This is a genomic window from Microbacterium sp. NPDC076768, from assembly GCF_040687205.1.
Lineage (GTDB): Bacteria > Actinomycetota > Actinomycetes > Actinomycetales > Microbacteriaceae > Microbacterium.
The window spans coordinates 770,005-793,211 of record NZ_JBFBMU010000001.1; the positions used below are offsets into that span (position 1 = coordinate 770,005).

Sequence of the window (23,207 nt, forward strand, 5' to 3'; positions counted from 1 at the left end):
TCAGAGAACACCAAGAACGAAATCCATACGAAACGTAAGAGAGAGATGATCATGAAGAAGAAGTTCCTGACAATCACAGCACTCGGCGCCGTCGCAGCCCTGACCCTTGCTGGTTGCAGCAGCGACGGTTCTGGCGGAACCAGCGACAGCGACAGCGGAGACGACAAGGGCACGATCACGCTCGGCTTCCTGCCAGCGTGGACCGACGGCCTGAGCACCGCTTACCTCCTGCAGAACCAGCTGGAGAAGATCGGCTACAACGTCGAGATGAAGACGCTGACCGAGGCTGGTCCGCTCTACACCGGCCTCGCCCAGGGCGACGTCGACATCTACCCTTCGGCATGGCCTGAGCTGACCCACGCTTCCTACATGGAAGAGTACGGCGACGACATCGAAGACCTTGGCACCTACTACGAGAACGCCAAGCTCACGATCGCTGTTCCGGAGTACTCCGAGCTCAACTCGATCGAAGACCTCAAGGGCATGGGTGACCAGTTCGATGGCAAGATCATCGGCATCGAGCCCGGCGCTGGCCTCACCGCTCAGACCGAGGCAATGATCCCGGCTTACGGCCTTGAAGATGAGTACGAGCTCATCACCTCGTCGACCGCCGCGATGCTCACCGAGCTGAAGACCGCAACCGACGCACAGGAAGACCTCGTTGTCACCCTGTGGCGTCCGTTCTGGGCCAACGAGACCTTCGCAATGAAGGACCTCGAAGACCCGATGGGTGCCATGGGCGAGCCTGAGGGTCTGCACTTCCTCGGCACCGCTGGCTTCGCAGAAGAGAACCCTGAGGCCGCTGAGCTGATCGAGCAGATCATGCTCGATGACGCACAGTACGGTGCACTCGAAGACCTCGTGGTCAACGAGTACGGCGAGGGCAACGAAGCAGAGGCTGTCGACGCTTGGCTCGACGAGTACGGCGACGAGTTCGACTGGGTAGTCACCAACTGATCTAACCCACCAAGTGATCTGACTCACTAAGTGATCTAACCCACCGAGTGATCTGACTCACTTCGCATAACCGTCTCCGCACGGAGATTCGCTCCCGTCGCACTTTCTGTCGCACTCAGCTCCGCTGGGCGACAGATAGTGCGACGGGAGCTTTGCGTTTAGGGGTGGATGCGGGCGGTAGCGACCATACCCGCGAGAAGCGGGAGGGTGCGGGCCCGCTCTGGGGCGGGGTTGAGGCCCAGTGCGCGTGCGAGATGGAGGGTGATCGCGGCATGGCCGACGGCTCCAGGATGGATCGGATCGTTCAAAAGCCCCCACGCCAGGCCACCGGCGCCGAGCTCGGCGAAGTGGGCGTACTGATCCACAAGGATGGTGTCTTCGTCGGCAGCGACCTGGCGCACCGCATCGACAAAGTCACCAATCCGAGCGCGCTCCGGGGCATTCCGGATGTCGATCGCTGGCGGCGTCTGCAACACAGGAATGGCGCCCAGCGCGCGCACCCGCGTCACGAAGTCCCGCAACGATGCGGCGTACTCCGCGGGGGAGACGAATTGGCTCGGCTTGTCGTCGGCAGCATCGTTCGTACCGATCATGAGGGTGACCACATCCGGCCGCCAGGATGCGACTCTTCTGTCCCAGTCGTCGAGGATTTCGGTGATCCGCGTACCGCTGACGGCGGTGTTCAGCACGACATCACGCACGCGTTCCAGCTCGCCACGGATCACCTCATGCAGGTGCTCCTGGTAGCTGCGCCCGCCCTGCGTGTGCACGACACCGTGCGTGATCGAGTCGCCGGTAATCACCCAATTCAGCGGCGTCGGCTCCGCAAGAGCGGCGGCGAGACGCCGAAGGTCAGCAGCGGCAGGGGCATCTTCAACATTCACCCTCCGACCCTACCCATCCTCCCCCAATCTGCTCCCGTCGCACTTTCTGTCGCTCAGTTCGGAAACAGGCGACAGAAAGTGCGACGGGAGCAGGGGGTGAAGTGGGTAATGGGGGAGGAGAAGGACGGGAGAGGGTGAGGAGGAGGACAGGAGAGGGTAAAAGTTGACGCGACAGCACCCGCGGAACGATCTGATGCGAAAGACTGGTGGTATGAACTCGCCTGCGCTTGACGCCCTTCTTGCCCGGATCGTCGAGAGCGGACTGCTTGAGGATCCCACCACCGAAAACGGGCTCGTTTACGGGCGTGCAAGCATCGACGCTGCCGGCACTGTCGTGAACGTCAACGTCGATCCGGAGCTGGAAGATGACGACGAGCAGAGCGAAGAAGACGACCAGGAGCAGCTGATTGCCGCGGTAACGCGAATCCTCTCGGTCGGGGAATCCACCTGGCGCGCCGTGCTCGACGAGGTTGCTGCAGAGATCGATGACGCTGTGGGCGACGACGAGGAGCCGGCGATCGAACAGCGTGACCTGCGCGACGACCTGGAAGCGACTTCGGCTGTCGTCTTCGCCGATGCCGTACTGCTGGCTTTCATCGCGCCAAAGAGGTTCCCTGATTCACGAATCCTGGTGCAGCTGAACGAAGACCACGAGGTCGATGGGGTCGAAGTGCGGGACCTCGACGGCACCGCCTGATCTCTATAGCCACTTCTTGTACTTGAAGATCCCAAAAAGCGCGATGGCAAAGAGAGCCATCCCGCCCAGCGCCATCGGGTAGCCAAACGCCCAACTCAGCTCCGGCATCACCTCAAAGTTCATGCCGTACACCGTGCCCACCAGCGTCGGGGCAAAAATGATCGCTGCCCACGACGAAATCTTCTTGATCTCGTCGTTCTGCGCCAGACCTGCCTCGGTCTGACGCCGAGCAACGAGCGCCGAGTGCACGGTCAATGCGTTCTCGAGGATTGCGCGGAACGAATCCACCCGCTCGTTGACCCGAATTGTGTGATCGAGCACGTCGCGCAGCGAGCGCTGCAGCTCTTCGTCGATGCGGTACTTCTGCGAACCTCGCCGCAACCATTCCAGCATTCCGTGCAACGGATGCACCGCCCGCTGAAAGTTGATTACCTCACGGGAGAGCTCGTAGATCCGTCGGGAGAGGGCGCTGTCGTCGTCGCCATCACCGAAAAGCTGGTCTTCGATCTCGTCGATGTCGTTCAGCAATCCCGCCACGATCGGCTCGTAACCATCAACGACCTCATCAAGAATCGCGTACAGCACGGCCTCCGGCCCCTTCGCGAGCAGATCGGGGTTGGCTTCCATCCGCGACCGCACCGCGCCGAGGTTCGGGGACTCCGCGTGGCGGATCGTCACCACAAAGTCGGGCCCGACGAACAGGTGCAGCTCACCGAATTCGATCGACTCCTGCTCGTCGCGGTATCGGGCAGGACGCAGCACGACGAAGAGCGTGTCGCCGTAGCGCTCTACTTTCGAGCGCTGGTGGCCGGAGAGCGCATCTTCCACAGCGAGCGGATGCAGATCGAACTCGCGCGCCACAGACTCGAGCTCTTCGGGGCTCGGTCGGTAGAGACCGATCCAGGCAATACCGCCGGCGGCATCGAGTATCCGATAGGTCTCGTCGAGGTTATTGGGAGTCTCTACGCGACGTCCGTCGACGTACACGCCGTTGTCGATGAGTGCCATCATGTGGTTCCGTTCTCGCTGGCGCACGACACGGCGGTGCGGTGCGCGGGTTCGTCAGGGGGCGAATGACGCCGCCGACGGCTGCGGAGAAGGACGTGCGTGTGCGGACCGGATGGTCAACGCGTGAACGCAGAGAGTCGCGACGCAGCGAAGGCGGCGTCACTACTATCGTCGGACATCGCCATCACCGCCTTTCGGAACTCCTCGGGTCTCGTGACCCACGCGCCAGCATATCGCGCCAACTCCCCTCCTGCACCCCGCTCCTCTCCTGCACCCCGCCCTGCCCTGCCCCGCGACCCTGCACCTGCCGCCCCCTGCTCCCTGGACACCACGCCCCCACGCCCACAACACCACGCTCCCGTCGCACTTTCTGTCGCTAAAAGCGGATCGAGGCGACAGAAAGTGCGACGGGAGGGGGAGGGGTTAGGGGGTGGGGAGGGAGACGAGGGAGGCGCTGCGCTGCCAGAGAGCTTCGGCGAGGGCGGCATCGTTCACCTGCGGGTTGACCTTCGTGGAGAGCACGCGCTCGTCGTAGTAGGCGCCAGAGAACCAGGTGTCATCCGGGGTGCCCTCGATGAACCACCGCAGCGTTCCGCCCGCCTTATCGGTGCCGATCAGGAAAAGACGCTTCAGCGGGCTGCGGTACACGAACCGCATGACGCTCGAAGAGTCAGATGCAAAGTTGGTCTGCACGGCGCCGGGGTGAAAGGCGACAGAGGTGAGTCCTTCGGCGTGGAACTTCGTGTACAGACTCTTGGTGAAGAGCACGTTGGCGAGCTTCGCGTCACCGTACGCCTTGTTCGCGCTGAAGCGGCGAGAGTTGTTGAGATCTTCCACGTCGAGGTGTGCGAAAAGGCGATGCGCAACGCTCGAGGTGTTGATGACTGCCCCCTTCTTCTGTAGCAGCTGTGGCAGGAGAAGGTTGGTCAGCAGGAACGGCGCCAAGTGATTGACCTGGATGGTTTTCTCATGACCGTCGACGGTGGGGGTCTGATCGCCGAAGATGCCGCCAGCGTTGTTCGCGAGCACGTCGATGCCGTCGTCCCCCACGGTATCGGCGAGTTTTGTCGCCAACTCCCGCACGTCATCGAGCTTCGCGAAGTCGGCGGTGAAGTACTCCGCTCCCGTCGCTTCGGCCACGGCGCGCGTTTTCTCGGGGGAACGCCCGACCAAGATGAGGCGGTGCGCGGGGCCGGCCAGCTGCTCCGCGGCGGCAGCTCCAATTCCGTCGGATGCTCCGGTGATGATGATGGTCTTCGACGGCATGGTGTCACTCATTCTCTGGATTAGGCGTTCGCGCCGCGACTGCGCGCGACGTAGACGGTGTTCGACGAGGTGCCGCCGGTGACGGCGTTGTCGAAGTCGACGATGTGTGCGGATGCGTCGTCGAAGACGCTCCTCAGCTCCACCATGAAGTCTTCGTCTGGCGGATCATCGGACCACAGCGCGAAGATTCCTGCATCGGCAAGGTGACGGTCGAGCGCCCGCAGGCCCGCCGCGGTATACAGATCGGCGTGAGTGGGATCCAGCTGGTGGCGCGGAGAGTGATCGACGTCCAACAGGATGGCGGAATACCCGGCACTCCCAGCTGGCGGCGCAGACCGCATCACCGCGAAGAAATCGTCTTCTACAAGGCTGGTGCGGGGGTCATCGACGAGTTCCGCCGAGACGGGAAGCAGCTTGCGTTCATGCCAGCCGATGACCGCGCCGAGCCGGTCGATCACCGTAAGTGCCCCCACGCGCTGATCACGGAGCGCCGCTACAGCGGTGTATCCGAGTCCGAGTCCGCCGACCAATACCGCAAGATCCGCACCGCTCGCGGCGGCGAGACCCAGGTGCGAAAGCTCTTCTTCGGCGACGGTAAACAGGCTGGACATGAGGTACTCATCGCCCAGCTTGACCTCGTAAATTTCTTGCCCGACGGCCGGCTCCGTGCGCCGACGGAGAGTGAGTTCGCCGATCGGTGTCGCCTGCCAGTCGAGCTCTTCGAACCGGGTGATCACTGCGGCGTGCCTCCATCGTTGGTCTTCGGGGTGGGGGTGGGTGCGGAAATCTGCTTCGCTACCTGCTTCTCCAGCACAGTGACGGCGTCGTCAGAGAGCAGAATCAGGCCGTCAAGCTCTTCGCGCACACGTTTGTATGCCAAGCCTCTTTCCGCCTGCGTGGCAGATTCGTCGACCGCGACTTTGAGCAGTTGCTGCGCCCGATCGAGACGCTTGCGCTCCGGCTCGGAGAAGGTCGAATCCCGCAACCTTCGCGCATCTTTCTCCGCGATCTCGAACGCGACGGCGTAGTCGCCCACTGCCTGCAGGTACTCGGTGATCTGCTGCTCAGAAACAGGGGCGTCGGCGGAAGCAGGCCGCAAGGCATCTGCCGTCTTCTTCGCGCGCAAAAACGCGGCGGTCAGCGGTTGGCGGCCATCGCTCATCGCAGGGAAGGCGATGAGCTTCGCAACGTCGAGCTCGTAGTCGAGCCAGCGTGCGGTGATCTCGTCGTGCTCCGCAAACAGCCGCGCAACCAGATCATTCGGCACGACAGAAGCCGTGGTGTCGACGACCGATGGTCCGCGAATCGCTCCCTGCTGCTTGAGCGTTCGCGCCTCGAGCTCAGCGGTCTTCAGCTGAGCTTTCATCCGCATGGTTTCGAGTCGCCGTTCATGGCGACGCTTAGAGCTCTGCTCCCACGCCTTCGCGGCTCCACCGGCCATGCCCATCACCGGGAAGATGAGCCACCAGTAGTTTCCTGCGAAGTTCCAGAAGCCCTGGATGAACTCGTCCATGATGTCCTCAGCCTACTGCGCGAGAGTTCGTGTGCGGAGGCGCGCTCCTCGCGTTAGCGGCCAAGCTTCTCGGCGCACGCGACGCAATGCTCCGCGAATGGCCGCACTTCGAGTCGCCCGGGTGGAATCGGCTGTCCGCAGTTCGCACAGAGGCCATATGTGCCGGCATCTACCCGTGCCAGCGCCTCATCGACCTGATGGAGTTCGGATGCTGCCGCCTCGGCGAGCCCCGTCAACCGTGACCATTCCGACGACAGGGTGACGCCCTCTGGGTCATGCTCGTCGTCGTCGTTTGATCCCGCGCGATCGTGTGTCAGCTCCGCGAGTATGGCAGCTGTTGACCGCACGCGTTCCGCAGCCTGAGCGCGTAGCTCGCACAGGCGATCGTGCGCATCCTCATTCATGCGCCCACTCTAGAGCGGGCCTCCGACGCTCACCCCCGAGCGCGCTACCCGAGAATCAGGGTCAGCACTGTGGCACCGCCACCCGCGAGGATCAGCGCAACGATGACCGTCCAGGCGATCACACGGATGCGCCGATTGCGCTTCTCGCCGAGGTCGCCGTAGTCCTCTTCATTCGGGTTCACGTTCGGAGTCTGGTTCTGGCGGTTCAGTTCGCTCATGCGGAAGTCTCCGTGACGGTTGGGCCGAAGTACGAGGGGAGGGTGGCCTGCGAGCGCTCGCGCAGCTCCGCCGCCGACACCGTGAAGACGTCTTGTACTTCGAGTTGCGGTTCGGTGTCTGTCACGCCGATGCGGGCGACCGAGTAGCCGCGGCCCTCGCACAGTCCCTGGAACTTGACGTCGTCTTCGCGCGGCACGGTCACCAGCACGCGGCCGGTCGACTCGGAGAACAGGGCGGATGCGGCATCCACTCCATCGCGCTCGATGATCTCGTTCAGCCACACACGCGCACCCACACCGAAGCGCATCACGCCTTCAGCAAGTGCCTGGGCGAGGCCACCTTCGGAGAGGTCGTGTGCAGAGGAGATCAACCACTCGTCGCGGGCGGCGGAGAGCAGACCGGCGAGACGCTTTTCGCCTGCGAGGTCGACCTTCGGGGGGAGCCCGCCGAGGTGCTGGTGAACGACCTCGGCCCACGCCGAACCCGAGAGCTCGGTCGAGGTGGTGCCGAGCAGGTAAATGTTCTGTCCGACGTCTTGCCAACCAGAGGGGATGCGGCGGGAGACATCGTCGATGATCCCGAGCACACCCACGAGCGGTGTCGGGTGGATGGGCACGTCGCCGGTCTGGTTGTAGAACGAGACGTTTCCGCCGGTCACCGGGGTGCCGAGTTCGTAGCATCCGTCGGCCAGGCCATCGACCGTCTGGCCGAACTGCCACATGACCTCGGGGTTCTCTGGTGAGCCGAAGTTGAGGCAGTCGGTGATCGCCGTGGGCACCGCGCCGGTGACGGCGACGTTGCGGTACGCCTCGGCGAGGGCCAGCTGCGCACCCGCATACGGGTCGAGCTGGCAGTAGCGGCCGTTAGCGTCGGTGGATACCGCGAAACCAAGGCCAGATTCTTCGTCGACGCGGATCATGCCGGCGTCGTCGGGGAAGCTGAGGGCCGTGTTGCCGAGCACGAAGTAGTCGTACTGGTTGGTGATCCAGCTCGTGTCGGCCAAGTTCGGAGAGGCAACCAGATCGAGGAATTGCGTGCGCAGCGTTTCTGGATCGTTGGCGCGGGGGAGGTTCTCGGCGGCATCCGCCTGCAGAGCATCGATCCACGTCGGGTATGCGACCGGACGGTCGTAAACCGGGCCATCAACAGCCACGGTGGAGGGGTCAACGTCGACGATGCGCTCGCCCTGCCAGTCGATGATGAGGCGTCCGTCGCCGGTGACCTCACCCAGCACGGAGGTCTCCACCTCCCACTTGTTCACGACATCAAGGAAAGCGTCGAGCTTCTCGGGCGCCACGATCGCCATCATGCGCTCCTGCGACTCCGACATCAGAATCTCTTCGGCCGTGAGTGACGGATCCCGCAGCAGCACGTTGTCGAGCGAGACCTTCATACCGCTGTTGCCGTTGGCGGCGAGCTCGCTGGTTGCGCAGGAGATACCAGCAGCACCGAGGTCTTGGATGGCCTCGACCAGCTCGCCGCGGTACAGCTCCAGACAGCACTCGATGAGCACCTTCTCGGCAAACGGGTCGCCGACCTGCACGGCTGGACGCTTGGTCGGGCCGGTGGAATCGAACGAGTCGGAAGCCAAAATGCTCGCGCCGCCGATGCCGTCGCCACCGGTGCGGGCGCCGAAAAGTACCACCTTGTTGCCGACGCCTGTCGCGTTTGCAAGCTTGAGGTCTTCGTGGCGCAGCACGCCGACAGCGAGGGCGTTGACGAGCGGGTTTGCCTGGTAAACCGAGTCGAATACCGTCTCGCCGCCGATGTTCGGCAGGCCAAGGCAGTTGCCGTAGAAGCTGATGCCGCTCGTTACGCCGTGCACGACGCGGGCGGTGTCTGGGTGGTCGACGGCACCGAAGCGCAGCGCGTCCATGATGGCAACGGGGCGTGCGCCCATCGAGATGATGTCGCGGACGATGCCGCCGACGCCCGTTGCTGCGCCCTGGAAAGGCTCGATGAAAGAGGGGTGGTTGTGCGACTCCGCCTTGAAGGTGACGGCCCAGCCTTCGCCGACGTCGACGACGCCCGCGTTCTGGCCCATGCCCACCATCAGGCGTTCCTTCATCTCGTCGGAGACCTTTTGGCCGAACCGGCGCAGGTAGTTTTTGCTGCTCTTGTACGAGCAGTGCTCCGACCACATGACGGAGTACATCGCCAGTTCACCAGAGGTGGGGCGGCGGCCAAGGATCTCCTTGATGCGCTCATACTCGTCTGGCTTGAGTCCGAGGGCGCCGTACGGCTGCTCCTTCTCGGGCGTAGCTATCGCGTTCTCGACAGAGTCGGGGACGTGCTGGTGGGAAGGTGCAGGGGCGGTGGTCACGCGCACTCCAAAGGAAGGGGCCGGCGGGGCTCCCCCAGTCTACCGTCCACCCTCCACCCCCTCCCTCCGCCCCCCTTCGGTCCCTGCCCCCTGCTCCTAGCCCAGGTCCCTGAGCCTGTCGAAGGGCCCGTCTCGCTCCCCCCCCGTTCACAACTCAGGAAAACCACCCCCACCGCCCACCAACCACACCCCCACACCCCCGTTCCAACAAAACTTCCTGAGTTACGAACGCGCTCCCGGCGTGCCCGCGCCCCAAGACCTCCCAACCCCGTCCCTGAGCCTGTCGAAGGGCCCGCACCCTCCCAAAGGCCGGGTCAAATACCCCCAACCGGCACTGTCAAGCCCCTCCACACCTCCTCCACAGCGTCATAGAAAAGAGGTGAGAGAAGGGATTCCGCATGGCCGCAGGTGACATCGAGACGTTCCATCGCAACGGCATCTGGTTCAACCGCATCGAAGGTGAGTCTCAGACGCTGGGAAGCGGGTTCGAAAGTGAGGCCGAGGCGGTGAAGGTCGGGCGCGGAGCAGCGGTCGCCCGCCAGGTAGAGCACACGGTTCGTACGGAGGAAGGTCCATCGCACGATCCCCGTCCATACGACCGGCATCCCCGCGATCTGAGCGATTGATGAGCACCCCTTCCACACTCACACACCCGTCAACGAAGAGGATGCAGCTTCAGGCATGTGTCAACGGTGCGCGGGATGCGGCTGAGCATCCGTGGTTGAGTGCCGATGCCACGGTGGTCGCAGATGATGCCGCCAGGGCGATTGTCGCGGGTGCCCGAGAGATTCATGTGCACGCGAAGGACTCCCGTGGTTACGACAGCATCGCTCCCGACGATGTCGCTCGGTGGATGCGCGCATTGCGTGAAACCTGTCGCGGCGTTCCGCTTCAACTGATTGTGAGCAGCTGGGCGGAGCCGAAGCTTGAGCAACGTCTTGCGGCGATCGAGTCCTGGACGGAGTTGCCAGATTCGGTATGTCTCAACTGGCATGAGTCGGGCGCTGACGAGCTGGCCACTCTGCTCATCACCCGAGGCATCAAGGTGGAGGCCGGTTTATGGGACGCCGGTGGTTTCGAAATGTGGAAGCGATCGCCGGTGAGAGGAGACTGCGCGCGCGTGCTGATCGGACTTCCGGACGAGCCGCGTGCGGTGGTGCGAGATCACGCCGAGGCGATGGTTGCGCATGTCGAGATTGAAGAACCGGGCATGCCGATCCTGTTGCATGGTGAGGAAGGGTCCGCCTGGTCGGTGTTCGACCTGGCCGTTGAGCTTGGGCTCGATGCGCGTATCGGGTTGGAAGACACGCTCCGGCTTCCCGATGGCACGCCCGCGCCGGGCAACGCTGCCCTCATCAGGGCGGCAGTGGCGCGGATGCGGAGAGTTTGATTGGGATAGATGATCCCATGCGGCAGTCTGAGGTCATGTTCCTCGGAGACAGCTTTCTGTTCATCATCCTTTTCTACGTCGGCATCATCCTCATCAGCATTCTCGTTACATGGCTGGTGATTTACTCGGCCGTGCGCGCGGCACTCACTTCGCACCGCCAGGCAATGATCCGTGATGACTGGACCGGCCGGGTCTGACGCACTGACCCCAGGGGTCGCGCGGACCGCCGAATGAGCCCCTTCTGGGCGTGCTGACTGCCGAACTGGTCAGCCCGCGTTGACCTTCACACCTTGGGCGTCGCCGCAGGGGTCTTTCCGTCGGCGAGACGCGAGTGCGCTCGGTTGTGCACGCGGCTCACTTCGACGATCTCCGTCGCTTTCGGGAGTCCCATCGGCTTGGTGGAGACGTAGACGCTTTCGGCTCGGTCGACCAGGAAGGTCTCATGCCAGACCCCGACCGCGCCTGGCGCCTTGCGGGCCGCGCGGTTGAAGGCCGTCCATGCAGGGCGGTGCTCTTGGGAGGGGGCGGATGCGTAGGCGTAGAGCTTGTCGATAGACGACCAGTACTGCACGATGTACGGACCGCCGGCTCCCACGAGAATTTCGTAGCTGAGAAGCCCGGAGTCGGGGTCTTTCGAGAGTTCGCGCAGCATGCCCGGCATCGCGGCGGCGGCGGGAATCCACAGGTCAGGACGCCACCACCTGTTGATTTGCATGCCGATGTGAAAGACGACGAGTTCGCCGTCGTGACGGTGGGTCATGCGCCCCGGGATGACTTTAGACATGGGTCCTTTGACTTGATAGCCTCGCTATCCATAATGGAGAGCGCTACTATCGAAGTCAAGAGGTGGCCATGAGAATTTCCGGACTGTCTGCTCAGACAGGCGTGACCGTACCGACGATCAAGTATTACCTGCGCGAAGGGCTGCTGCCCGAGGGTGAACGCAGCTCGCCCACGCAGGCCTCATACAGCGAGAAGCATGTGGAGCGGTTGCGGGTGATCCGCGCGCTGCTTGACGCTGGCGTGAGCATCGCAGAGACGCGTCGAGTTCTCGCCACCCTCGATGATCCGCCCGAGAGCGCGAACGATCTGCTTGGCACCGCGCACGCCGCGATCACGCCAGAGGTCGACGAAACGCTAGACCTGACCGATGCGGAACGTCTCGTCACCGCACTCGGATGGAAGCCAGGCATGTGCGACGTAGCCGTGCTCAACGCGGTCGCCCGCGCGATGCAGGGGCTCGAAAGCGCCGGATTCGTCGTGCCAGAGAGCGTGATGCCCGAATACCTTGCGAGCATGCGGCGCATCGCTGACGCCGAGATCGCTGCGGTGCCGAGCGAATCGGCCGAAGCCGCTGTGCGGTACGTGGTGTTGGGGTCGGTGCTTGTCGAGCCGCTGTTGTTGGCGTTGCGACGCGTTGCACAGCAGGTCGCCTCGGGCGAGCGATTCGGGGAGTAGATCAGAGCTCGCGCGTCAGAAGAGCGGAGAAGCGTTCTCTCAGCGGAGGGTCGCACACGTAGATGTAAGTGCCCAGCATCCCTCGGGTCAATAGAACGCCATAGATATTTCGGATGAACGTCAGAAGATCGTCATCCGTAAAAGCGCCCTTGAGATGCCCGGTGTTTTCCTTGCCTTTCTTGTCGCGATAGTTCTCACGGTCCGCGACGATCCTTCCCGTCTTAGAATCGAGGCGAAGATCGGGCCCGATGATGACGCCTGCGTAGTTGAGATCGTAGCCCTGGACCGTGTGGATTGAGCCGACCTCTTCGATCGAGCCCGAGGAGTTGATCCAGTCTTTGTCCGTACGGTTCCATTGCATTCGCTCGCCATCGAGCTCGATATCGAAGGCCTGTGGCTGTTTCTTTGACAACCAATCCCAGGCATAGCCCGCTACAAGGCGCGAAAGCCCAACCTCGGTGTCACGGCTTCGGATTGCGGCGCGCATCTCGCTGAGGTCCTCGAAGAGTCGAAGGTCGTATTCGCCGAAAGATGGGAGCGCAGGAGATTCGTCGCGCAGTACCCCTCGGACGAATTCGACGTAGTCGGTTCCTGCTCGCACACGCATCTGGGTGGTCAGACGGAAGAAGCGGTGAGCGCTCTGTGCAGCACGCATTTCGGAATCGAGAGCCGCAGGGGAAAGGTCATGAGGTCGAACGCTCTGTGCACCATCAACGAGGAGGAGTTGGTGCTTGCTGCGTGCCTTGATCCAGTCAAGTTGGTTATAACGCGGGTCATCTGTGCCGAACAGAGCAGTGTTGATATCTCGAAACTTCTTGTTCTGCACCCCCGACGCCTGATTGGCGCGTTGCCCGAGCCGGTGTGTCTCGTCAACCAAAATGAGGTCGAATTCACCACCGGATTCGCCGATCTGAAACGGTGACATCACCATCCCCGGTTCAAGCTTCGGCGTCTTTTTGAATACACGCTTCACCGACTGTCGCAGCGACTGTTGCGGGATCACAAGCGCCATGCGCAAGGTTTTCAAAAGCTCGCGGTTCTCGGGTACGAAGAACTCCGAGAACATGGATTCCGGTCCGACCCCGTCGTTGTCCTGATGGTCACGGATGTCGGCGAGGAGCTTCATCAAGAAGATCGCAATGATCGTCTTACCCGTCCCTGGGTTGCCTTCGACGACGAGTGTCGAGCGGACTTTGGGGTGCTGGAGGTCTTCCAATAGACCTTCGACGATGTCCACGATCGCAATAGCTTGGTCATCGGTCAGCGCCTTGAACGGTGACAGCTTAAAAAGGTCGGAGTTCTCGATTTGCGGGATGCTCCGGGAGAAGAGACCTTCGGCTCTCAGCGCTTCGAACACGTCCCGGAAGGATTCACGGTAGAGCGCACGACCGTAGTACTGTGCATCGGTCAAACCGTCGTTGCCATTCAAGATCCGATATCGGCCATCGCCAGAGAACCAGCGGATCAGATGAGACTCCAGATCAAGGCATACCGACTTGTTGAAAGTGTGGTCAACAACTACCCGGATTGATTCGAGCGTCTCGTTCCGTTTTGGCCCTGCTAGATGTTGGCGCATCCTGCTGGCCGCACTTACGGTCTCCCCCACGTACAGTGCAGGCGAGCTACTACGAGCGTTGCCCTCGATCACGTACACCACTGGCCAGTTGGTGTGACGCTCGCTGCTACGCGCCCACGCATCGACGGCGTTCCGCTGGAACGGTAGGCGTTGGATATCAATCCGGCTCATTACGCGTCCGCGGTGAGTTCGGTGTATTTTATCCTGTTGCCCTTGGCAAGTTCGATCGGGTATTTCGCCTTTGTCGCGTTCAACTTCTTCGTCACGATCTCATCTATATCTACGTCGAGTTTGTTGGCCAGAAGAATGCAGTAAGTGAGGACATCCGCAAGCTCCGTTTCCACCTGCTCCTTGTTAAACTCGGGCGACCACTGAAAGCACTCGAGAAGCTCGCTCGCCTCGATCGCAATACTCTTCGAGAGGTTCTCAGGGGAGTGGAATTGATCCCAGTCACGCTCGGCGACAAACGTGCGGAGGGCGGCGAGAGTTTGTTCGGACGGCATGATAGTGACGCTAGCAGGCGCGGTCAGGTGTGGCTCGCGTGCCCTCCTGCTGTCCACGCTCCCGTGCGTGCATGTCGAGATACCGACGAGGTTAATGCTACGAACTGGTTCGCCAGAATCCCAGCCGCTGAGACTGGTCAGGCAGGTCTTCCATCACGACGCTCCGTCGAGTCATTTCTAGTCGAGTACATGCTTGAACACTAGAATTGAAAGCCTACGATCCGTTGTTGTCTGCGGCCTGGCGTAAGCTGCTGTCTGGACGATCGTTTGCACTTCGGCACCTCCCCGCCGTGCGCTTTTTCGAGGACAGGTACTGCTGTGACTGTGACATACAAGATGGGCGAGCTGTTCTCCGGGCCCGGAGGGATAGCGCTAGGCGCGCACGCCGCAGCCGCGGCGACTGGGGTCGATCTCCGCCACGCATGGGCGAATGATTATGACGCAAGCGCGGTAGAGACGTATCGCGCGAACATCCCGGGAGCTACCGCTCAGTCGGTCATACATGGTGACGTGCGCGACCTCGACGTCGAATCACTTCCGAAGATCGACGGTTTCGCCTTCGGGTTCCCGTGCAACGACTACTCGATGATCGGGGAAAGCAAGGGGCTCGATGGTAACTTCGGCCCACTATACAAATACGGCGTGAATGTTCTCGACGCTCATCGTCCGAACTGGTTCGTGGCCGAAAATGTTTCCGGACTGCAGACTGCCAATGCCGGTCTTGCTTTTCCTCGGATTCTTGAAGAGCTTCGACATGCGGGACCGGGATACGAGCTGACTCCACACCTTTACAAGTTCGAAGAGTACGGCGTTCCGCAACGACGCCACCGAATCATCATCGTTGGTCTTTCGAGAGAGAACGGCGCGAGGTTTGCCGTTCCGGCCCCGACTCACAAGGATCCGACAACTTGGAAGTCTGTCCGTAACGCGCTGGGCGGTCTTGTTCAGTCGGCTCCCAACAACGAACGGACCCGTCAATCGAAGGTCGTCGAGGAACGCCTCGCATACATCAACCCGGGGCAAAACGCGTTCAATGCTGCGTTGCCTGACCATCTAAAGCTCAACGTTAAAGGTGCGACGTTCAGTCAGATCTATCGCCGACTTCATCCGGACCTTCCTTCATACACGATCACAGGTTCCGGGGGCGGCGGTACTCACGGATACCACTGGGAAGAAGTGCGGGCGTTGACCAACCGGGAACGCGCGCGTATCCAGACCTTCCCGGACACTTTCGTTTTCAAAGGGTCGAAAGAGCAAGTCCGCAAACAGGTTGGCATGGCAGTTCCACCAGACGGGGCAGAGGTGATTTTTTCTGCACTCTTCAGAACGTTGCGCGGCGAAGATTACGACTCTGTGCCTATGAATCTTACGCAAATGGGCGCGCCCTCTCGTCCCTAGCGTATTTCGGGGACTGTGCTCGACTGAGCTCCTGCCCATGCTGTTCAGGACATGTTCAACTCGCGCGCAGTCCGCACCGGTTGTGGTCAGACGAGATACCCCGAGATTCCGAACGCGCGCTGTCTCGCCAAGGCCCCTACATTCCGGTAAGAATGGAATCAGGATGCTGACGAGGGCATCTCGGAACGCTAGGGGATGCTGTGGCAGTATTTGAGTTCGAACAGTTGAAGACGATGTTCGAAGCTGTGCAAGTAGGGCAGCCCGGGCGCGATTCGGAAACACGCGATGCGGAGCTTCTCGCGAGCTTTGGTCAGATGAACCCTGATTTTCCGGCTCAGTATCGTGCATATCTCGCCTCTGAACGCGAGCGTATCGAAGACCTAGCGACCGACAACAACTTGATCGGGGACCGCGCGCGTGCCGCCTGGTATAGCGGTCCGAAAAGCTCGCGAGGCATCTGGCCTGTGTACCGCGCGAGACTGGACTCTCGCCTACCAGGGAGCGCAGTCGACGGCGTTGACGAATCAACGTCGCAGATTTTGTCGCAGTGCGCGAACCCGCTCGAGCGAGGGGACCGACGCAAAGGGCTCGTTGTCGGATACGTGCAGTCTGGAAAGACAGCAAACTATGCAGGCCTCGTTGCCAAAGCCGTTGACGCAGGCTACAGGATCGTTATTGTGCTGGCGGGCATGCACTCGAATCTTCGGGCGCAGACCCAGGCTCGCCTAGACGGCGACCTGCAACTTCGGGAGCTCAAGAACGGCGGAGTGGCATGGTACCCGCTGACTGATGTCAACTCGGATCTAGCGCCCAACAATCCAGTGGCCCCTGTCGGGAACCAGGCGAACGCGATTGTCATGGTCGTGAAAAAGAACGAGAAGCGTCTAGCAAACGTGCTCACATACCTGCGGAGTATCTCGAAACAGGATCCCAAGATGCTCTTGTCCCGCGCGGTGCTAATCATCGATGACGAGTCGGATCAAGCGACGCCGAATACAAAGGGAGCTAAAAACCTAGTATCGGCGATCAACCAAAGAATTCGAGATATATGGGCCGAGGTTAAAACAGGAACCTACGTCGGATATACGGCCACTCCATTCGCCAATATCTTCACTGACCCTAACAACGAGAACGACCTCTACCCAGATGATTTCGCCGTGGTTCTGCCGCGCGCAGCTGGCTACATGGGGGCAGACACGTATTTCGACACGTCGACCATCGACGATGAGGAAGGCAGCTCGTCAGCGGCGTTGGCACGCACAATCCCGGAGGAAGAGGCTGCAGTTCTCGCTCCATCCGGGCGAGACCTAACTAACTACGATCCTCATACCACGTCGTCACTTTCCGAGGCGATTAGGTGGTTTCTCATCGCGACAGCGATCCGGCAGATTCGCACGGGAAGCCCGGAACACTCGTCGATGTTGCTTCACACATCACACCGTGTTGAGGCGCATGCTCGTTTGCGCGATGCTGTTGTCGACTTCCTCAAAGACATCGCGCTAGAGAGCGATCGTCGTCACCACACCTTCGAAGCCACCTTCAATGCTGAGATTGATCGCGCGCAGGAGCTTCGAGGCGACGAGATCTTGCCGCTCTGGGCGGATATCTGGCCCGTCATTGATGACCTAATCTCGCGCGTACAGGTTCGCGTCGACAACGGAACCTCTGACAACCGTGTCTCCTACCCGGACGGCGACCCGCAGACCGTGATCGCAATTGGCGGAGGAACTTTATCGCGTGGTCTCACACTCGAGGGCCTCGTCGTATCCTTCTTCCTTCGTACGTCGAATGCGTATGACACGCTTCTTCAAATGGGGCGGTGGTTCGGATTTCGCCCGCATTACCGTGACCTTGCCCGTGTCTGGGCGGCCTCCGGAATGTTGGAAGACTATGCGCATCTCGCCCTAGTTGAGCGGGAGCTTCGCGGGGACATCGCGGTGATGATCGATGAAGAGATGACGCCTCGTGATATTGCTATTGCAGTTCGGGCACACAAAGGGCGTCTTCAGATTACCGGCGCAGGGAAGATGGATTTCGTCGACCTGGTGCACACCGGGCTTGGCGGCAATCGTCGACAGACCATCTACCTTGACCGTTCGCAAGCAGGCATCGACCGCGCGCAGGCGGCTGCGAAAGAGGTTGTGGGACGCGCGGTTGAAACGTGCACGAGCTTCGATTCCCTTGGCGGAGCCAACGGCTCCGCTGCGTCTCATCTTTTTGAGGGTTTATCGCACACGGACCTTGTCACTTTTCTCGAGCAGTACGGTCTCTTCTCGGTAGATGCCGCGTTGCAACCAGCTGCGATGAAGAAGTGGACCGGAGAGCATGGGGAAGGCAAGACCTGGGATCTCCTTCTCGTGTCGGGGCCGGCTAGTAACGGGGCCAAGTTTGAGTACGCGCCAGATGTCCGAGTGAACGTCGTGAGCCGCGCACCTTTAAGTGTCGAGTGGGATAAGTCTCGTTTCGAGGAAGCGATCAGCGCGGGCGCGGACGTCGTGAACATCCGCGCGCTTATGGCAAGTACAGATTCGACAGCAGACCTTGCGATTCTTAACAAGAACGGCCGACTGGACGCCGCAACTCAGGGTGAGCTGAAGCAACTCAAAAAGAGCGACGCGCAGGCCGTCAAGAGCTTCCGACGCAGGGTTCGCCCCGATAACGGTCTCGTGGTGCTGTACGCCATCGGGAAAGATTCAGAGCCGGTAGCGGCTTCCGCGAAGACCAGAGGCCCTATGGGGGCGCCTGATCACCTGATCGGACTCGCTGTGGTGTTCCCATCCTCCGAGTTCGAGCGGGACGGTGACTATTACGCGGTGACGCCCAAGTCGATCTTTGATCCGGGCGATGAGGAGACCGACGACATAGACAGTGAGATCGTTGACGACGAGGCAGATTTTGCGGCTCAGGAGGGCGTGTCGTGAGTGGTGGCTTTTCGAGGGCCGAGGCGGCGCTGAGAGCTTTGTTGCAAGAAGTGCCTACGCTCGAAGTCAGTAAAGCCCGCCGATTGGGTCCTGACTGGAACATGCGGGAAGCGCTTCTGGTCGTTGATTACCTAGGCCAGCTGTCGTTCGTAATAGAGCGTCCAGAAAGCATCCCGCGGATTGAACCCAGGCTGGGGGACACGTTGCCGGTTAGCTGGATACCGGCGTCCGCAGATAGTCCACGCGAGCGCATCAAGATCGACTGCCCGGATCCCGCCCTTCGCGCGACGTTCCTGTCTCTTATCGGAGAGGTGCTTGACCGCGTCGATGCGGAACGCGGCACCGTCTATCTTGAGGTGTCGAAGGTCGTTGAGGACTGGCGTCGTGCTTTGCAAGCAGCCAGATCGGGTGTTAGCCGCCAGGGGTTGATCGGTCTGTTTGGGGAGCTCACAGTGCTTCGATCCTTGCTGAATATTCATGGCGCCGAAGCGCTTTCGTTCTGGCGTGGTCCAAGTGGTCACCGGCACGACTTCGCCCGGACGAACGCTCTCGAAGTGAAGGCCTATAGCGGCACTGGAAGCCCTAGCGTCACTGTGCACGGAGCCTACCAACTCGATCCTCCGCACGGACATGACCTTCACCTTGTCTCGTTCCGTGTGGAGGAATCAGTCGACGGGGAGACTATCGCTGAAATCGTGCGGGAAATCGGCGGTGCGGGGATAAGCCTAGATATTCTCCGCGAACGCACGGATGACAACGAGCCGCTCGTTCTTGATGAGTCACTCCGGATGGTGGTAGCGGAGCGCCGGTTGCATCATGTTGACGATCGGTTCCCCGGTATTCGAGCGTCTCGACTGAACGACACGATGTTGAAAGGCGTTGATCGGCTTACGTATGAGCTCTTGCTTGACGCGTGCGCCGCTCCGCTGCCAGAAAGCGACTATCAAGGCGTGCTGGGGGCGCTGTGAGCGCGGACGTGGCGATTGAGCCGCTCGCTTGGTTCTCGAAGCAATTCAAAGCCGGCGACATGGATGGCACCGGAGGAGATCGACTGCTGGGACGTACCGACTTGGCCCCGCTTGAGGTGCTACTTCGTGAGACTGCGCAGAACAGTTGGGATGCTCGCATCGACGGGGAGACTCCGTTATATGGCGTGCACCTGCGACGAGTAGATTTCCGGCTTCGAGCCGATATTGATCGTCTTTTCGCGGCGGGATCGCAGTGGGCGGGAAAGCACCGTGTGCCGGCGGTAGAGAACATTCACACCTTAGAGGTATTCGATCGACGGACCAGCGGGCTTGACGGTCCAATCGATCTCTCCCCAACGCCTGCTGGGCAACCCTGCAACTTTCAGGACCTCATTCTTAAAGTTGGTGTGCCTCGCGACGATGGAAAAGGGGGCGGCACGTATGGATTCGGAAAGACAGCGGCCTACGCATTTAGTGGACAGGGAACCGTTCTCTTCTGGACTCGTTGCCGGAACCCCGCGGGCGAGCTTGAGCATCGGTTGATCGCGTCGGCTTTCCATGATTCCTACGTGTCCGAAGGGAAACAGTTCACTGGGCGGCATTGGTGGGGAGCGGGAGAAGGGGACCTCGTGTCGCCCCTCACTGGCGACGTAGCTCAGGCGTACGGTGAGCGCTTCTTCTTGCGCCATTTCGAAGGTGATGAAACCGGTACATCGTTGCTTATCCTCGATCCGAGGATTAGCGCTCTGAGGGGAGAGGAATCCGATGTCCTTGATCTCGGTCAGCTTCGTCACGGGGATGCAATGGCGCTGGAGGGGCAGTTCGCCAGGGAAGCACGGAGCGCCATACGCCGTCACCTTTGGGCAAAGCTGATCGTGGAGCCAGGGTGCGTCCAACCGCCGATGCCCATCGAATTGCATGTGCACGATCAGGAGATCGGCCTGATCGATGAGGAGGCAGGCGCGCTGGGCTTCTGGGGGGCCGGACTAAATGCGATCCGATTGCGAGCGCGCGGTGATGAGGCGCCTGTGCTCTCGCCGTCGGGATTGCCTGTCGAGGTGCATGAAGTTGTGCGTAACCGAAGGACCATCGGCCACCTCGCAGTCGTCAAACGGATAAAGGCGCTCGAGGCCGCTGTGGAAGGAGATGACCTAGATCCAGCGTGGGATGAGGACTCTGTCAAACGCATCGCAATGATGCGCGATCAGGCCGAGTTGGTTGTGACCACCGACGATTGGTCGGACCATACGGCGTCACCCGTCTTCGACTGGATCGCCGTGTTCAAGTCCGCAAGAGAATGGGATCGAGTGTTCGCCGATGCAGAGCCGCCAGCGCACGACATGTGGGTAAGCAATGCCGGCGGTGAGACAGGGCTCGTGATTCGTGCAATGCGCAACAGAGTGCGCGCGATTCTTCGCCAGACCTTCGCTGTCCCAGAACCCGCAGCGGTGCCCGCGCCGGATACGGCCCGTCGCGGTGTCGGGGCGGTGGCACGCATGTTCGGCATGCTTCTCCCTGTCGCGACAGAAGAGGCACCCGAGCGCGGAACGCGGCCGTCTCAGAGCCGCGGACGTCGTAGTGCGCGCCGACAATTGATTTCGATCGAGGCTTCCCGGTTGCTACTGACCCTCGACGACGGCCGTCAACGGCAACAGGTTTCTTTCGTTGTGAACGGTGACGGAGATTTCGATGTCGACCTCGCGGTCGCTGTTGTGGGAGATGACGGGGCGCGCACGCAGGTCTCAGGCCAAGCGTTAGATACCGAGTGGGAGCGGGCAACGGATTTAGGGAACGGCCGCGCAAGAGCGACCGGAAACGTACTTCAAGCGGCGACCTTTACTGGGCCCGCCCGTCGTGCACTCCTCATCGAAATGAATGCGAGCTCTGCAGATGCCAGCGATTGAGTCGCGTCCATACCGAACTCCTGCGCAAGCGCGAGTGGTGGTGGATGTCCGATCCATCGAACCCGCGGTCGACATTGACGAACTTCCCGATGTATGGGAGCCAGGGCAGGACCTCGTTCTTCGGATCACAGCCGAACTAGCGCATGAGTTCTGGAACGAAAGCGGAATTCCAGAGGACGAATCGGTGACCCTTGTCGGGACCGTAACCTGCCTCGCGGCGCGAACTAAGTGGCGTGCGGTAGCGCCATTCGAGCGCGTGGGGGATTCGTGGTCGGCTGTCGTCGATATCGAGGTCGACGGATCCGCGGTAGCGGTCGAGGCGCTTGTCGATGCCGCGGTCATCGGGGCTGGGCGCACAGGCCATCCGGACCCCGCCAATGCCTTGCATCGGTCCGCCAGGCTCTGGCGTCTACCGGTTCCGGTCAAGCTACCGTTCGAGAGACTTGGCGAGGCGTTCCCGACGTCGGCAGTGAGCTTTTCGGAGACTGGGCGGCGGCGAGTTCCATGGCGAGTAGATGTCGCGCATGACGCTGAGCCAGACTGGGGGTTCACCTCCGCAGTGCGGCTATACGTAAACACTGATCTTTCCGTCGCGTCACAAATCCTTGAGGGTACCGCTGCGCGTTGGATCTATCAGGCGATTCAGGCAGACATTTACACTGCGCCGCTGTTCCAGCTTGCTGCCGTGCGCGATGGATACTCGATGAGAATGATCGCTGAATATGCTGATTCTGACCTGACGTCCTTTGCTGCTTTCGGCGCGCACGTAGCTGCGGTGCTCGGCTTTGATCTCGAGATCGCGTTGCGGCTCGCCAGTGAGGAACCAATGCACTTGGTAGAGCGCGCGCGTGAGGCGAGCATGTTCATGACCGAGGAAGGCTGACGTATGGCCGCGATCTATCCGCGTTTTTCAGCCGAAGACGCACGTCGGGCTTTCGCTGACCTCGAGGTTGCGGCAGCAAGCGGGCAAGAGCTCCCCCAATATACGAGTACCGCACATCACCCGAGGGCCTACTTCGGCATCGGGGGAGCAGGCATGGTCCCGGTAGCAGACCTCGCTCGCCTCCGGGGTGAGATGCAGGAGGTGCTCTCGACAGTTTCCTCGCTACAACGAAAGCACGACCGCAAATTTGATCTCCTTGCGGGCGCCGCACTCGCTCGATGGTTCGCGGGCGACCTCCGTGGACAGGCGGCTAACCCTGGAATGTGGTCGTATCTTACGATCGCGGTGCTTCCAGACTTGGCAGTCGGCCGCTTCCCCATTGATAAAAGCGGTCGACTCTCCCCGGAGCGGTTCCTCGCAGGCCGCCGCAACGTCTTTTATCGCGCCTACTTGCGCGCGCTGGTTCTAGGGGCTCTACTCAACGATCCTGAGGTTGAGCTCTTCGAAGATGATCTTGTCGGGCTCATTGACCGCAATCTGTCTTCGGACCACAGGCTAGCGCGCTTCATCAGTGAGCAGATCGCATCGACTCCAAAGGAGCTCCCGCGACGAGACATTGTTCGTGATGGGCTCAAAGCGGTTCAATTTGAATCTAGGGTGACAGATCTCGGATCACTGGCTGACGGAGAGTTGCGCGATATGGTCGCGGTGCTGTTTGCAAGTTCGCGACAACAATCAATCTGAGCAGAGCGCGACTTAGCTCACTTGTCGTGATGTTTCGAAGCTATGTCACGGTGCTCTAAGAAGCATGCCTTGAGAGTGACGACGCGCCACGTAGCACTCAGTATCGTTTGACGTGCCATGACGAATGTTTCGTCACTCGATTGTGATAAATCTGGCACTGTGGGCATCTCGTCGTTCGATAGGTTCAAATT

The 23,207-nt window shown here is 61.0% G+C and carries 23 protein-coding genes; 12 read left to right on the forward strand and 11 right to left on the reverse strand.

What is annotated here, in order from left to right:
* The first annotated feature begins 51 nt into the window (after window positions 1-51).
* The gene (locus AB0O87_RS03890; RefSeq protein WP_363511906.1) at window positions 52-957 is read left to right on the forward strand and encodes a glycine betaine ABC transporter substrate-binding protein; all 906 of its coding nucleotides are present in this window, start codon (window positions 52-54) and stop codon (window positions 955-957) included.
* Between the two features lie 158 nt (window positions 958-1,115).
* Here AB0O87_RS03890 and AB0O87_RS03895 read toward each other — a convergent pair whose 3' ends face one another.
* Window positions 1,116-1,841 (reverse strand): SGNH/GDSL hydrolase family protein, encoded by a 726-nt coding sequence (locus AB0O87_RS03895; RefSeq protein ID WP_363511908.1) that lies wholly within the window; start codon window positions 1,839-1,841, stop codon window positions 1,116-1,118.
* Window positions 1,842-2,052: 211 nt separating this feature from the next.
* On the opposite strand from AB0O87_RS03895, the gene AB0O87_RS03900 reads away from it, so the two are divergent.
* Window positions 2,053-2,538 (forward strand): cytochrome C5, encoded by a 486-nt coding sequence (locus tag AB0O87_RS03900; RefSeq protein ID WP_363511910.1) that lies wholly within the window; start codon window positions 2,053-2,055, stop codon window positions 2,536-2,538.
* A 3-nt stretch (window positions 2,539-2,541) separates the two neighbouring features.
* Here the strand turns inward: AB0O87_RS03900 and AB0O87_RS03905 are convergent, their stop codons facing one another.
* From AB0O87_RS03905 to purL, 7 genes are all read right to left on the reverse strand, one after another.
* Window positions 2,542-3,546, reverse strand: coding sequence for a magnesium and cobalt transport protein CorA (locus tag AB0O87_RS03905; RefSeq protein ID WP_363512914.1), 1,005 nt, complete (start codon window positions 3,544-3,546; stop codon window positions 2,542-2,544).
* Between the two features lie 423 nt (window positions 3,547-3,969).
* Complete coding sequence (locus tag AB0O87_RS03910) at window positions 3,970-4,812, reverse strand: SDR family NAD(P)-dependent oxidoreductase (RefSeq protein WP_363511912.1); 843 nt, start codon at window positions 4,810-4,812, stop codon at window positions 3,970-3,972.
* 20 nt (window positions 4,813-4,832) lie between these two features.
* Window positions 4,833-5,549, reverse strand: a complete 717-nt coding sequence (locus tag AB0O87_RS03915) for a spermidine synthase (RefSeq protein ID WP_363511914.1) — start codon at window positions 5,547-5,549, stop codon at window positions 4,833-4,835.
* On the reverse strand, window positions 5,546-6,325 hold the full coding sequence (locus tag AB0O87_RS03920; RefSeq protein ID WP_363511916.1) for a hypothetical protein: 780 nt from the start codon (window positions 6,323-6,325) through the stop codon (window positions 5,546-5,548). Before AB0O87_RS03920 ends, AB0O87_RS03915 begins: the two co-directional genes overlap by 4 nt.
* A gap of 53 nt (window positions 6,326-6,378) precedes the next feature.
* Window positions 6,379-6,729 carry a TraR/DksA C4-type zinc finger protein gene (locus AB0O87_RS03925; RefSeq protein WP_363511918.1) on the reverse strand — a complete coding sequence of 117 codons (351 nt, stop codon included), beginning with the start codon at window positions 6,727-6,729 and terminating at the stop codon, window positions 6,379-6,381.
* 44 nt (window positions 6,730-6,773) lie between these two features.
* Window positions 6,774-6,947 carry a hypothetical protein gene (locus tag AB0O87_RS03930; RefSeq protein ID WP_363511920.1) on the reverse strand — a complete coding sequence of 58 codons (174 nt, stop codon included), beginning with the start codon at window positions 6,945-6,947 and terminating at the stop codon, window positions 6,774-6,776.
* Window positions 6,944-9,271, reverse strand: a complete 2,328-nt coding sequence (gene purL / locus AB0O87_RS03935; RefSeq protein ID WP_363511922.1) for a phosphoribosylformylglycinamidine synthase subunit PurL — start codon at window positions 9,269-9,271, stop codon at window positions 6,944-6,946. The genes AB0O87_RS03930 and purL overlap by 4 nt, the downstream gene beginning before the upstream one ends.
* Before the next feature lie 398 nt (window positions 9,272-9,669).
* Between purL and AB0O87_RS03940 the strand changes: the two genes are divergently transcribed.
* Genes AB0O87_RS03940 through AB0O87_RS03950 form a run of 3 tightly spaced genes read left to right on the forward strand, consistent with a single transcriptional unit; the run spans window position 9,670 to window position 10,858 of the window.
* The gene (locus AB0O87_RS03940) at window positions 9,670-9,897 is read left to right on the forward strand and encodes a hypothetical protein (protein WP_363511924.1); all 228 of its coding nucleotides are present in this window, start codon (window positions 9,670-9,672) and stop codon (window positions 9,895-9,897) included.
* Window positions 9,897-10,661, forward strand: a complete 765-nt coding sequence (locus AB0O87_RS03945; protein WP_363511926.1) for a 3-keto-5-aminohexanoate cleavage protein — start codon at window positions 9,897-9,899, stop codon at window positions 10,659-10,661. The genes AB0O87_RS03940 and AB0O87_RS03945 overlap by 1 nt, the downstream gene beginning before the upstream one ends.
* A gap of 17 nt (window positions 10,662-10,678) precedes the next feature.
* Window positions 10,679-10,858 (forward strand): hypothetical protein, encoded by a 180-nt coding sequence (locus tag AB0O87_RS03950; protein ID WP_363511927.1) that lies wholly within the window; start codon window positions 10,679-10,681, stop codon window positions 10,856-10,858.
* Window positions 10,859-10,944: 86 nt separating this feature from the next.
* On the opposite strand, the gene AB0O87_RS03955 is transcribed toward AB0O87_RS03950, so the two are convergent.
* On the reverse strand, window positions 10,945-11,445 hold the full coding sequence (locus AB0O87_RS03955; RefSeq protein WP_363511929.1) for a DUF4188 domain-containing protein: 501 nt from the start codon (window positions 11,443-11,445) through the stop codon (window positions 10,945-10,947).
* A 68-nt stretch (window positions 11,446-11,513) separates the two neighbouring features.
* On the opposite strand from AB0O87_RS03955, the gene AB0O87_RS03960 reads away from it, so the two are divergent.
* Window positions 11,514-12,119 carry a MerR family transcriptional regulator gene (locus AB0O87_RS03960; protein ID WP_363511931.1) on the forward strand — a complete coding sequence of 202 codons (606 nt, stop codon included), beginning with the start codon at window positions 11,514-11,516 and terminating at the stop codon, window positions 12,117-12,119.
* A gap of 1 nt (window position 12,120) precedes the next feature.
* On the opposite strand, the gene AB0O87_RS03965 is transcribed toward AB0O87_RS03960, so the two are convergent.
* Window positions 12,121-13,866, reverse strand: coding sequence for a DNA/RNA helicase domain-containing protein (locus AB0O87_RS03965; protein WP_363511933.1), 1,746 nt, complete (start codon window positions 13,864-13,866; stop codon window positions 12,121-12,123).
* The gene (locus AB0O87_RS03970) at window positions 13,866-14,198 is read right to left on the reverse strand and encodes a nucleotide pyrophosphohydrolase (protein WP_363511935.1); all 333 of its coding nucleotides are present in this window, start codon (window positions 14,196-14,198) and stop codon (window positions 13,866-13,868) included. Before AB0O87_RS03970 ends, AB0O87_RS03965 begins: the two co-directional genes overlap by 1 nt.
* A 336-nt stretch (window positions 14,199-14,534) precedes the next feature.
* Between AB0O87_RS03970 and dcm the strand changes: the two genes are divergently transcribed.
* The 6 genes from dcm to AB0O87_RS04000 all read left to right on the forward strand — a co-directional run bounded on the left by dcm (window position 14,535) and on the right by AB0O87_RS04000 (window position 23,016).
* A complete protein-coding gene (gene dcm, locus AB0O87_RS03975) occupies window positions 14,535-15,596 on the forward strand; it encodes a DNA (cytosine-5-)-methyltransferase (RefSeq protein ID WP_363511937.1) in 1,062 nt (353 codons plus the stop codon).
* Window positions 15,597-15,796: 200 nt separating this feature from the next.
* A complete protein-coding gene (locus AB0O87_RS03980; RefSeq protein ID WP_363511939.1) occupies window positions 15,797-18,517 on the forward strand; it encodes a Z1 domain-containing protein in 2,721 nt (906 codons plus the stop codon).
* Entirely contained in the window at window positions 18,514-19,485 is a 972-nt protein-coding gene (locus AB0O87_RS03985) for a PD-(D/E)XK motif protein (protein ID WP_363511940.1), read from the forward strand. Before AB0O87_RS03980 ends, AB0O87_RS03985 begins: the two co-directional genes overlap by 4 nt.
* Window positions 19,486-20,114: 629 nt before the next feature.
* Window positions 20,115-21,389 carry a hypothetical protein gene (locus tag AB0O87_RS03990; RefSeq protein ID WP_363511942.1) on the forward strand — a complete coding sequence of 425 codons (1,275 nt, stop codon included), beginning with the start codon at window positions 20,115-20,117 and terminating at the stop codon, window positions 21,387-21,389.
* 37 nt (window positions 21,390-21,426) lie between these two features.
* A complete protein-coding gene (locus tag AB0O87_RS03995; protein WP_363511944.1) occupies window positions 21,427-22,272 on the forward strand; it encodes a hypothetical protein in 846 nt (281 codons plus the stop codon).
* Window positions 22,273-22,275: 3 nt separating this feature from the next.
* Window positions 22,276-23,016 (forward strand): hypothetical protein, encoded by a 741-nt coding sequence (locus AB0O87_RS04000; RefSeq protein WP_363511946.1) that lies wholly within the window; start codon window positions 22,276-22,278, stop codon window positions 23,014-23,016.
* Window positions 23,017-23,207: the final 191 nt, after the last annotated feature.

What these genes read in the sequence shown, in the direction of transcription:
- AB0O87_RS03955 (WP_363511929.1), bottom strand. Translation starts at nt 11,445, where the DNA reads ATGTCTAAAGTCATCCCGGGGCGCATGACCCACCGTCACGACGGCGAA.
- AB0O87_RS03940 (WP_363511924.1), top strand. Translation starts at nt 9,670, where the DNA reads ATGGCCGCAGGTGACATCGAGACGTTCCATCGCAACGGCATCTGGTTC.
- AB0O87_RS03900 (WP_363511910.1), top strand. Translation starts at nt 2,053, where the DNA reads ATGAACTCGCCTGCGCTTGACGCCCTTCTTGCCCGGATCGTCGAGAGC.
- AB0O87_RS03970 (WP_363511935.1), bottom strand. Translation starts at nt 14,198, where the DNA reads ATGCCGTCCGAACAAACTCTCGCCGCCCTCCGCACGTTTGTCGCCGAG.
- AB0O87_RS03945 (WP_363511926.1), top strand. Translation starts at nt 9,897, where the DNA reads ATGAGCACCCCTTCCACACTCACACACCCGTCAACGAAGAGGATGCAG.
- AB0O87_RS03930 (WP_363511920.1), bottom strand. Translation starts at nt 6,947, where the DNA reads ATGAGCGAACTGAACCGCCAGAACCAGACTCCGAACGTGAACCCGAAT.
- AB0O87_RS03905 (WP_363512914.1), bottom strand. Translation starts at nt 3,546, where the DNA reads ATGGCACTCATCGACAACGGCGTGTACGTCGACGGACGTCGCGTAGAG.
- AB0O87_RS03960 (WP_363511931.1), top strand. Translation starts at nt 11,514, where the DNA reads ATGAGAATTTCCGGACTGTCTGCTCAGACAGGCGTGACCGTACCGACG.
- dcm (WP_363511937.1), top strand. Translation starts at nt 14,535, where the DNA reads ATGGGCGAGCTGTTCTCCGGGCCCGGAGGGATAGCGCTAGGCGCGCAC.
- AB0O87_RS03920 (WP_363511916.1), bottom strand. Translation starts at nt 6,325, where the DNA reads ATGGACGAGTTCATCCAGGGCTTCTGGAACTTCGCAGGAAACTACTGG.
- AB0O87_RS03925 (WP_363511918.1), bottom strand. Translation starts at nt 6,729, where the DNA reads ATGAATGAGGATGCGCACGATCGCCTGTGCGAGCTACGCGCTCAGGCT.
- AB0O87_RS03965 (WP_363511933.1), bottom strand. Translation starts at nt 13,866, where the DNA reads ATGAGCCGGATTGATATCCAACGCCTACCGTTCCAGCGGAACGCCGTC.
- AB0O87_RS04000 (WP_363511946.1), top strand. Translation starts at nt 22,276, where the DNA reads ATGGCCGCGATCTATCCGCGTTTTTCAGCCGAAGACGCACGTCGGGCT.
- AB0O87_RS03890 (WP_363511906.1), top strand. Translation starts at nt 52, where the DNA reads ATGAAGAAGAAGTTCCTGACAATCACAGCACTCGGCGCCGTCGCAGCC.
- AB0O87_RS03950 (WP_363511927.1), top strand. Translation starts at nt 10,679, where the DNA reads ATGCGGCAGTCTGAGGTCATGTTCCTCGGAGACAGCTTTCTGTTCATC.
- AB0O87_RS03910 (WP_363511912.1), bottom strand. Translation starts at nt 4,812, where the DNA reads ATGCCGTCGAAGACCATCATCATCACCGGAGCATCCGACGGAATTGGA.